This window comes from Clavibacter lycopersici (genome assembly GCF_003576405.1).
GTDB lineage: Bacteria > Actinomycetota > Actinomycetes > Actinomycetales > Microbacteriaceae > Clavibacter > Clavibacter lycopersici.
In genome coordinates this window covers 1-10,282 of record NZ_QWGT01000085.1, presented here as the reverse complement: position 1 = coordinate 10,282, position 10,282 = coordinate 1, and the positions used below count along the sequence as shown (strand labels likewise).

6 protein-coding genes and 1 pseudogene are annotated in these 10,282 nt (G+C 72.0%); all 7 read left to right on the top strand.

Annotated elements, in window-relative coordinates; all coding sequences use genetic code 11:
- Positions 1–146: 146 nt before the first annotated feature.
- Positions 147–1,253 (top strand): annotated as a pseudogene (gene dusB / locus DZG00_RS07635) (tRNA dihydrouridine synthase DusB); the annotation flags it as partial.
- 4 nt (positions 1,254–1,257) lie between these two features.
- Positions 1,258–2,517 carry a deoxyguanosinetriphosphate triphosphohydrolase gene (locus DZG00_RS07630; protein ID WP_119381672.1) on the top strand — a complete coding sequence of 420 codons (1,260 nt, stop codon included), beginning with the start codon at positions 1,258–1,260 and terminating at the stop codon, positions 2,515–2,517.
- A 40-nt stretch (positions 2,518–2,557) separates the two neighbouring features.
- Positions 2,558–4,465, top strand: coding sequence for a DNA primase (gene dnaG / locus DZG00_RS07625; protein WP_119381668.1), 1,908 nt, complete (start codon positions 2,558–2,560; stop codon positions 4,463–4,465).
- 200 nt (positions 4,466–4,665) lie between these two features.
- Entirely contained in the window at positions 4,666–6,321 is a 1,656-nt protein-coding gene (locus DZG00_RS07620) for an ABC transporter substrate-binding protein (protein WP_119381669.1), read from the top strand.
- Positions 6,322–6,467: 146 nt separating this feature from the next.
- On the top strand, positions 6,468–7,562 hold the full coding sequence (locus DZG00_RS07615) for an ABC transporter permease (protein WP_119381670.1): 1,095 nt from the start codon (positions 6,468–6,470) through the stop codon (positions 7,560–7,562).
- A gap of 1 nt (position 7,563) precedes the next feature.
- Positions 7,564–8,538 carry an ABC transporter permease gene (locus tag DZG00_RS07610; protein WP_119381671.1) on the top strand — a complete coding sequence of 325 codons (975 nt, stop codon included), beginning with the start codon at positions 7,564–7,566 and terminating at the stop codon, positions 8,536–8,538.
- Positions 8,535–10,247 carry a dipeptide ABC transporter ATP-binding protein gene (locus tag DZG00_RS07605; protein ID WP_119455502.1) on the top strand — a complete coding sequence of 571 codons (1,713 nt, stop codon included), beginning with the start codon at positions 8,535–8,537 and terminating at the stop codon, positions 10,245–10,247. Before DZG00_RS07610 ends, DZG00_RS07605 begins: the two co-directional genes overlap by 4 nt.
- The last annotated feature ends 35 nt before the right edge of the window (positions 10,248–10,282 follow it).

Here is a 10,282-nt window from a genome sequence, read left to right as displayed (position 1 = left end):
CTCGGCGGCGGGCGCCGGCGCGCCGGGCGCGTCGGCCGCGGAGGGGACGGGGGCGAGGGTCGGAGAGGACATGACGGCTCGATTCTCCCAGACGGGACGGCGGGCGGCGGACGCGGGACGGGATCCGCGCGGGGGCCAGGCGGCGCGCGCCTGGGGAGGGTGGGTCAGATGGCGCGTTCCGCCGGCTCTGCCGCGAGTTCGGCGCCGGCCTCTACGTCAGCGAGATGATCACGAGCCGCGCGCTCGTCGAGCGCACGCCCGAGTCCATGCGCCTCATCACGCACCACCCGTCGGAGAAGGTGCGCTCCATCCAGCTCTACGGGGTGGATCCGAAGACCGTGCGCGAGGCCGTCACCATGCTCGTCGCGGAGGACCGCGCCGATCACATCGACCTGAACTTCGGGTGCCCCGTGCCGAAGGTCACCCGCAAGGGCGGGGGAGCGGCGCTGCCCTGGAAGCTCGGGCTGTTCACCGACATCGTCGAGGGCGCCGTGAAGGCGGCGGGCGACATCCCGCTCACGGTCAAGATGCGCAAGGGCATCGACGCCGACCACCTCACGTACCTCGAGGCCGGCCGCGCCGCCGAGGGCGCGGGCGTCGCGTCCATCGCGCTGCACGCCCGCACGGCGAGCGACTACTACAGCGGCCACGCCGACTGGTCGGCCATCGCGAAGCTCAAGGAGGCCATCGCGAGCGTCCCGGTCCTCGGCAACGGCGACATCTGGGCGGCGGAGGACGCCATCCGGATGATGGACGAGACCGGTGCCGACGGCGTGGTCGTCGGCCGCGGCTGCCTCGGCCGTCCGTGGCTCTTCGGCGACCTCGCGGCCGCGTTCCACGCGCGCGCCGCAGGCCTCGATCCCGCCGCCACGCCGCGCGCGCAGCCCTCGCAGGGCCAGGTCGCCGACACCTTCCGCCGCCACGTCGAGCTCCTCGCCGAGTTCTTCGAGAGCGAGGAGCGCGGCTGCCGCGACGCGCGCAAGCACGTCGCCTGGTACTTCAAGGGCTATCCCGTCGGCGGCGACCTGCGGGCCGCGCTCGCCTCCGCGTCGTCGCTCGACGAGATCGACGGCCTGCTCGCCACCCTCGACCGCGACCAGCCCTACCCGGGCGCGGGCGCCGAGGGCGCGCGCGGCCGCCAGGGCAGCATGAAGCGCACGGCGCTGCCGGACCGGTGGCTCGAGAGCCGCGACATCGACGCGCAGGATGCGATGGACATCGCGGACGGGGAGATCCACAACAGTGGCGGTTGAGAGCGTGCAGGAGCGGTCGGCGTACAGCGCCACCGACGCCGAGCGGTGGTACCCCGAGCAGCACTCGTCCCGCAGGAGCGACTTCGCGCGCGACCGCGCCCGCCTGCTGCACTCCAGCGCGCTCCGCCGCCTGGCCGCCAAGACCCAGGTGCTGAGCCCGATGGCCGGCCTCGACTTCGCCCGCAACCGCCTCACGCACTCGCTCGAGGTGGCGCAGGTGGGCCGCGAGCTCGCCTCCAGCCTCGACCTGGATCCCGACGTCGTCGACACCGCCTGCCTCGCGCACGACATCGGGCACCCGCCCTTCGGGCACAACGGCGAGCGGGCGCTCAACGACTGGGCGTCCGACATCGGCGGCTTCGAGGGCAACGCGCAGACGCTGCGCCTGCTCACCCGGCTCGAGCCCAAGGTCATCGGGCCGGAGGGCCGGCCGTACGGCCTCAACCTCACGCGCGCCAGCCTCGACGCGAGCTGCAAGTACCCGTGGCCGAGCTCGCAGTCCGTGCCGGATCCCTCGGGCCGCGGCAAGTTCGGCTTCTACGACGACGACGTGGCCGCCTTCGAGTGGCTCCGCGAGGGCGCGCCCGCGGGCCGCCGCTGCATCGAGGCGGAGGTCATGGACCTCAGCGACGACATCGCGTACTCGGTGCACGACTTCGAGGACGCCATCGTCGGCGGCTACGTCGACGTGCGGGCGCTCGGCGCCCGCGTCGACCACGAGGAGCTCGTCGACTCGATGGTCGCGTGGATCGGCGGGGCGCACTCGCACGAGGAGCTCATCCAGGCGTTCGACCGGCTCGACTCGCTCGACGTGTGGGTGGACGAGTACGACGGCGGGCGCGGCGCGCAGGCCGCCCTGAAGGACCTCACGAGCCAGCTCATCGGCCGGTTCGCGGGCGCCGCCACGCAGCTCACGCGCGCCACGCACACCGACCGCAGCCTCATCCGCTTCGGTGCGCACGTCGTGGTCCCGCGGGCCATCCAGGCGGAGATCGCGGTGCTCAAGGGCATCGTCGCGGCGTTCGTCATGTCGAAGAACACGCGCCAGCCCATCTACGCCCGTCAGCGCGAGGTGCTCGCCGGCCTCGCCGACGCCCTGCACGCGCGCGGCGCCGACGAGCTCGACCCGGGCTTCGCGGGCGACTGGCACCAGGCGGCGGACGACGGCGCCCGCAAGCGCGTCATCGTCGACCAGGTGGCCAGCCTCACCGACCAGTCGGCCATCGCCTGGTACGAGCGCCTGTGCGCCAGGCCCGTCTTCTGAGCCGCCTGGGCGGGCCGCGGCCCGGACGTAGGATGCAGCAATGGCCCTGATCCGGAAGAGCGACATCGACGAGGTCCGCTCCCGGGTCAACCTCGGAGACGTGGTGGGGGAGTACGTCACGCTGAAGTCCGCGGGCGTCGGATCCCTGAAGGGCCTCTGCCCCTTCCACGACGAGCGCACCCCGAGCTTCCACGTGCGGCCGCAGGTCGGCTTCTACCACTGCTTCGGATGCGGCGAGGGCGGCGACGTCTACACGTTCCTGCAGCGCATGGACCACGTCACGTTCGCCGAGGCCGTCGAGCGCATGGCGCAGCGGATCGGCTACCAGCTGCACTACGAGGACGGCCAGGCCGCTACCGACCAGGGAAACCGGTCGCGCCTCCTCGGTGCGAACGAGGCGGCCGCGGAGTTCTTCGTCGAGCAGCTCGGATCCGAGGAGGCGGAGATCGGCCGCACCTTCCTCGGGGAGCGCGGCTTCGACCAGGGCGCGGCGCAGCGCTTCGGCGTCGGATTCGCCCCGCAGAGCTGGGACGCGCTCTCGACGCACCTCAAGGCCAAGGGCTACACGGAGGCCGAGCTCGTCACCGCCGGGCTCCTCAGCCAGGGCGACCGCGGGGCGTACGACCGGTTCCGCGGCCGGCTCGTGTGGCCCATCCGCGACCTCACGGGCGCCACCGTCGGCTTCGGCGCGCGCCGCCTCCGCGAGGACGACAAGGGCCCCAAGTACCTCAACACCCCCGAGACGCCCGTCTACCACAAGAGCTCCGTGCTCTACGGGCTCGACCTCGCCAAGCGCGACGTGAGCCGCGGCCGCCAGGTCGTCGTGGTCGAGGGCTACACGGACGTCATGGCGTGCCACCTCGCCGGGATCACCACGGCGGTCGCCACGTGCGGCACGTCCTTCGGCGTCGACCACATCAAGGTGCTCCGCCGCGTGCTCGGCGACGACAGCGGCCTCGGCGAGGTCGTGTTCACGTTCGACCCCGACGCCGCGGGGCAGAAGGCCGCCATGCGCGCGTTCTCCGAGGAGCGCCGGTTCGCCGCCCAGACCTACGTCGCGGTCGGCCCCGACGGGCTGGATCCCTGCGACCTGCGCCTCACGCGCGGCGACGACGCCGTCCGCCGCATGATCCAGGGCAAGAAGCCCATGTTCGAGTTCGCGATCAAGCAGATCCTCGCCGACCACGACCTCGACACCGTCGAGGGGCGCGTCGCCGCCTTGCGGGCCGCGGCACCGGTGGTCGCCGACATCCGCGACCCGTCGCTCCGCCCCGGCTACGCGCGCGAGCTCGCGGGCTGGCTCGGGATGGACCTCACCGAGGTGGGCAGGGCCGTCCAGACGGCCGGGCGCAGCATGCCCGCCGACGGCGCCGACCGCTCCGGCGGCTCGCCGCAGGGGCGCCACGCGCAGGGCGGGCAGCACGGCGGGGGATCCGGCCGCGGCGACGAGGAGGGGATCGAGAGCGCCCGCTCCATGTCGCTCATGGACCTGCCGACCGACCTGGCCACCCGCCTCGAGCGCGACGCCCTGATGGCGATGCTGCAGCACCCCGAGCTCGTCGGGAACGACCTCGTGATGCGCGCGGCCCAGGTCGCGTTCGTCAACGAGAGCCTCGCGGTGGTGCGCGACGGCGTGATCGCGAGCATGGAGGCGCTCGGCGGCGCGGACTGGCTGTCGCGCGTGGCCCTCGAGGTGCCGGAGTCGTTCGCGACGCTCGTGAAGCAGCTCGGCGTCGCGCCGCTGCCGAACCGCGGCGACGCCGACAAGCTCGCCGTCTACGTGAAGGGCGTCACGGCCGAGCTCGTCGGCCGCGACCTGCTGCGCCGGAAGGCCGACCTCATCGGGCGGCTGCAGCGCACCGACGCGACCCACGAGCGCGAGCGCTACCAGGAGATCCAGCGCGAGCTGATGCAGGTCGAGGCCGAGCGGCGCGCATTGCGCGAATAGCGGGAAATCGGTCGGCGCGAAGTGCTCTGCGCGCACGGGAGAGGCGCCCGGGCCATGTTTCATTCGTGTGAAGAAGCGTCCCCGCACGTCCCCCGGGTCCGGGCTGCTGTTTCCCGTGTGTTAGAAATCATGCACAGCACAGCGTCCGTGTCTTCCCGATGCGCGGGCGCGATCCCCTTCATGAAAGAGGCACTCGGAACATGACGTCCGCATTCACCCGGCGCTCTCGCGTCCTGCTCGCCACGGCCGGATTCTCCGCCGCAGCACTCGTCCTCGCCGGCTGCTCCGGCGGATCCGGCGACCCGCTCGCCGAGGACGGCGCGTCCGGCGGCGGATCCATCGTCGTCGGCACGACCGACAAGGTCCTCTCGCTCGACCCCGCCGGCTCGTACGACAACGGCTCGTTCGCGGTGCAGAACCAGGTCTACCCGTTCCTCTTCAACAGCCCCTACGGCAGCCCCGACGTCGAGCCCGACCTCGCCGTCTCCGGCGAGTACACGTCGCCCAACGAGTTCACGGTCGAGCTGAAGCCCGACCTGAAGTTCGCGAACGGCCACGCGCTCACCGCGAGCGACGTCAAGTACACCTTCGACCGCACCGCGGCGATCGCGGCCAACGGCGCCGACAACGGCAACGGCCCGTCGTCGCTCCTCGCCAACGTCGAGTCCGTCGCGGCGCCCGACGACACCACCGTCGTCTTCACGCTGAAGACCGCGAACGACCAGACGTTCGAGCAGGTGCTCTCCAGCCCCGCCGGCCCCATCGTCGACGAGGAGGTCTTCCCGGCCGACGCGCTCGCCGACCCGGCCGACATCGTCGCGGCGAACGCCTTCGCGGGCCAGTACGTCATCACCGACTTCGACCTCAACCAGCTCGTCGCCTACGCGCCGAACCCCGACTACCAGGGCGTCCTGCCGAAGGCCGAGAACGGCGGCGTGACCGCGCGCTACTACGCGGACGAGACCACGATGAAGCTCGCCGTGCAGAACGGCGAGATCGACGTCGCGGGCCGCTCGCTCGGCGCGACCGACATCGCGGACCTCAAGAAGGACGACTCCGTCCAGGTCATCGACGGCCCCGGCGGCGAGATCCGCTACATCACGTTCAACCTGAACACGCAGCCCTTCGGCAAGACCACGGGCGAGGCCGACGAGGCGAAGGCCCTGGCCGTCCGCCAGGCCGCCGCCGACCTCATCGACCGCGATGAGCTGTCGACCGAGGTCTACAACGGCACCTACACGCCGCTCTACTCCTACGTGGCCGATGGCCTCTCCGGCGCCAACGAGGCGCTCAAGGGCGTCTACGGCGACGGCGACGGCGGACCGGACGCGGACAAGGCCGCGAAGGCCCTGGCCGACGCCGGCGTGCAGACGCCCGTCGCGCTGCAGCTGCAGTTCAACCCGGACCACTACGGCGCCGGCTCGGACGACGAGTACTCCCTCATCAAGCAGCAGCTCGAGGCGACCGGCCTGTTCCAGGTCAACCTGCAGTCCACGATCTGGGACCAGTACAGCAAGGCCCGCGTCAACGACGAGTACCCGGCCTACCAGCTCGGCTGGTTCCCCGACTACTCGGACGCGGACAACTACCTGACGCCGTTCTTCTCCCCGCAGTCCTTCGTCAAGAACCACTACGACAACCCCACCGTGACGGACCTCATCACGCAGCAGCTGTCGGAGGCGGACACCACGAAGCGCGCCGAGCTCATCGGCCAGATCCAGGACGAGGTCGCCGCCGACCTGCCGACCCTGCCCCTGCTCCAGGGCTCGCAGGTCGCGGTGGCCGGCAAGGACGTGAAGGGCGTGACGCTCGACGCCTCCTTCAAGTTCCGCTACGCGCCGATCACCAAGGGCTAGCAGGCCCGACGGAGGCCGTCTCCTAGACTGACGGCCTCCACGGATGGGGCGTCCCGCTGCGGCGGGACGCCCCATGCCTGTGCCACCCGCGCTGGCACCCGACCGGACGCACCACCCGCACGCTCGACCCGAAAGGCATCTCCGCCGTGACCGTCACTCCGGACGCGATTCCCGCGTCCGCGCCCCCCGGGGCGCAGCAGCCCAGAGCCCGGAAGCAGGGGATCGGGCTCGGCCAGTACATCCTCATCCGCGCCGTGCTCATCATCCCGACCGTGTTCATCCTCGTGACGCTGGTCTTCTTCCTCATGCGCATCGTCGGCGACCCGATCTCCGCCGCCGTGGGCGACCGCCTGACGCCGGAGCAGCTCCAGGAGCGCCTCGCGACCGCCGGCTTCGACCGGCCGATCATCGTCCAGTACCTCGAGTACCTCGGCCAGATCGCCACGGGCAACTTCGGCCGCTCGCTCACCGACAACCGGCTCATCAGCGAGGTGCTGCTCCAGTACGGCTCGGCCACGCTCGAGCTCGTCATCTACTCGCTCATCGTCGCGTTCCTCATCGGCATCCCGCTCGGCCTCGTCGCCGCGTACTTCAAGGACCGCACGCCCGACGCCGTGCTGCGGATCCTCGCGATCCTCGCCTACGCCACGCCCGTCTTCTTCGCGGGTCTGCTGCTCAAGCTCGTCTTCTCGGTGTGGCTCGGGATCCTGCCGCTGTCCGGCCGTGCCGACACGCGCGTCGAGGTCGCCCTCGGCCGGCTGGAGAACCCGACCGGCATCTACCTGATCGACGCCATCCGCCTCGGCAGCCCCACGGCGGTGGGCGACGTGCTCGAGCACGCGGTGCTCCCGGCTCTCGCGCTGGGCCTCCTCACGGCGGGCATCTTCCTGCGGCTCGTCCGCACCAACGTGATCTCCACGCTCGGCACCGAGTACGTGGACGCGGCGCGCTCCCGCGGCGTCGGCGAGTTCCGCCTCACGACGCGGCATGCGCTGAAGCCCGCGCTCATCCCGATCATCACGGTCGTCGGCCTGCAGATCGCCGTGATGCTCGGCGGCGCGGTGCTCACGGAGACCACGTTCGAGTGGCGGGGCCTCGGCTTCCAGCTCGCGCAGTACCTGGCGGCGCGCGACTTCGTCGCCGTGCAGGGCATCGTGGCGCTCCTGGCCGTGATCGTGGCCGTGACCAACTTCATCGTCGACGTCGTCGCGGCGCTCATCGACCCGCGAGTGAGGTACTGACATGACCGACACCACCACGGCACCCGCGCCCGCCCCGGCGCGCCGCACCCTGTTCCAGCGCCTGCCGCTCGTGTCGCACGTGCGGCAGAGCGTGGGCCTCCAGCGCGGCATGCTCGTCGCCGGCATGGTCATCACGGGGATCTTCATCCTGCTGGCGGCCTTCGCGCCGCTCATCGCCCCGTTCGGCTTCGCGCAGGGCCGCGACGACAGAGGCTCCTTCCCGCGCCAGTCCGCGCCCGACGGCACGCACATCTGGGGCACCACGGTCGGCGGCTACGACGTGTTCTCCCGCGTCGTGTGGGGCACGCAGACCGCGCTGTCCGTGGTCGTGATCGCCGTGATCCTGTCGCTGTTCGTCGGCGTGCTGCTCGGCGTGGTCTCGGGCTACCTCGGCGGCTGGCTCGACCGGATCCTCGTCGTCATCGCCGACGCCATCTACCCGTTCCCGACGCTGCTGCTCGCCATCGTGGTGAGCATCGTGCTGAACGGCGGGCAGTCGAGCCTCTGGGGCGGCATCCTCTCGGCGGCCGTCAGCATCACGGTCGTCTACATCCCGCAGTACTTCCGGGTGATCCGCGCCGAGGTCGTGCGGCTGAAGGCGGAGGCGTTCGTCGAGAGCGCCAAGGTCATCGGCACGTCGACGCCGCGGATCATGTTCGTGCACGTGCTGCGGAACTCCACCCGCACGCTGCCGCTGATCCTCACGCTCAACGCGTCCGAGGCCATCCTCACGCTGGCGGGCCTCGGCTTCCTCGGCTTCGGCATCTCGCCGACGTCGGCCGCCGAGTGGGGCTACGACCTCAACCGCGCGCTCGCGGACACCGCGAGCGGCGTCTGGTGGACGGGCGTCTTCCCCGGCGTCGCCATCGTGCTCCTCGTCCTCGGGCTCACGCTCGTGGGCGAGAGCGTGAACGACATCTCCGACCCCAAGCTGCGCGCCCGCAAGCGCGCCGAGAAGAAGAAGGTGTCCGCATGAGCGACGTCGTCTCCATCCGCGACCTCGGGGTGACCTTCGCGACCGACGGCGGCGACGTCCGCGCGGTCGACGGCGTGTCCCTCACGGTCTCGCCCGGCGAGATCCTCGCCATCGTGGGGGAGTCGGGGTCGGGCAAGTCCGTCACCGCCCGCACGATCCTCGGCCTCCTGCCGGACACCGCCGTCACCGACGGCGCCGTGCTCCTCAGCGACCGCACCGGCCAGGGCGCGGTCGACGTGCTCTCGATCTCGGCCGACCAGCTGCGCCAGGCGCGCGGCCGCGACGTCGCGATGGTGTTCCAGGAGCCGTCCACGGCCCTCAACCCCGTTCACACGGTGGGCTGGCAGATCGTCGAGGGCCTCCGCGCCCACGGCCGCGTCTCGAAGAAGGAGGGCCGCGCGAAGGCGATCGACATCCTCCGCCGCGTGGGCATCCCGGATCCCGAGACCCGGGTCGACCACTACCCGCACCAGTTCTCGGGAGGCCAGAAGCAGCGCGTCGTCATCGCGATGGCGCTCGTGCTGGATCCCGGCCTCATCGTCGCCGACGAGCCGACCACCGCGCTCGACGTGACCGTGCAGGCCGAGATCCTCGACCTGCTGCGCCGCTGCCGCGACGAGTTCGGCGCGGCCGTGATCCTCATCACGCACAACATGGGCGTGGTGGCCGACCTCGCCGACCGCGTCGCGGTCATGTACCGCTCGCGGCTGGTGGAGCAGGCCGACGTGGCCACGCTCTTCGCGTCGCCGAAGGAGGAGTACACGCGGAACCTGCTGGCCTCCGTGCCGAAGCTCGGCGAGGGCGTCGCCGCCACCGTGGAGCGGGCGGCCGTGCGCACCCGGGCGCGCGAGGCGTCGGGATCCACCGCGGCGCCCGTCGTGGTGGCGAAGGGGCTCGAGATCGAGTACCCGGGCCGCCTCGGCAGCCCCGCGTTCCGTGCCGTGAAGGGCGTGGACCTGCACATCGAGGCCGGCGAGGTCCTGGGGCTCGTGGGGGAGTCGGGCTCCGGCAAGACCACCATCGGCCGCGCCATCGCGGGTCTCACGCCCGTGACGGGCGGATCCATGACCGTGCTCGGCACCGAGATGCTGGGCGTGCGCGAGCGCGCCTTCCGGAAGCTCCGCGCCGACATCGGGTTCGTGTTCCAGGACCCGGCGACGAGCTTCAACCCGCGCCTCACGATCGCCGAGTGCGTGGCCGAGCCGCTCATCGTGCACGGCCGGGCGAAGACCCCGCAGGCCGCGCGCGGCCGCGTCGACGAGCTGATGGAGGCCGTGCAGCTGCCGAAGGCGTTCGGCGACCGGTACCCGCACGAGCTCTCGGGCGGGCAGCGGCAGCGCGCGAGCCTCGCCCGCGGGCTCGCGCTCGAGCCGTCGCTGCTCGTCGCGGACGAGCCGACCAGCGCGCTCGACGTGTCCGTGCAGGCGCGCGTGCTGGAGCTCTTCGCCGAGCTGCAGCGCGAGCTCGGGTTCGCGGCGCTGTTCATCAGCCACGACCTGGCCGTCGTCGACCTCCTGGCCGACCGCATCGCCGTGCTCTACCGCGGCGAGCTGGTCGAGGAGGGCACGGGCGCCGAGGTGCTCGGGAACCCGCAGCACCCCTACACGCAGCGGCTGCTGGCGTCGCTGCCCGTGCCGGACCCGGGCGAGCAGGCCGAGCGGCGCGCCCGGCTGCACGCGCTCCGGGCCGCCGAGCGGCCCGCGGGCTAGGGGCTCCGAGCGGGGCCCGGCCGACCCCGGGCATG

Excerpts from the sequence above, each read along its gene's own strand:
- DZG00_RS07610 (WP_119381671.1), top strand. The coding sequence starts at position 7,564 with ATGACCGACACCACCACGGCACCCGCGCCCGCCCCGGCGCGCCGCACC.
- DZG00_RS07605 (WP_119455502.1), top strand. The coding sequence starts at position 8,535 with ATGAGCGACGTCGTCTCCATCCGCGACCTCGGGGTGACCTTCGCGACC.
- dnaG (WP_119381668.1), top strand. The coding sequence starts at position 2,558 with ATGGCCCTGATCCGGAAGAGCGACATCGACGAGGTCCGCTCCCGGGTC.
- DZG00_RS07620 (WP_119381669.1), top strand. The coding sequence starts at position 4,666 with ATGACGTCCGCATTCACCCGGCGCTCTCGCGTCCTGCTCGCCACGGCC.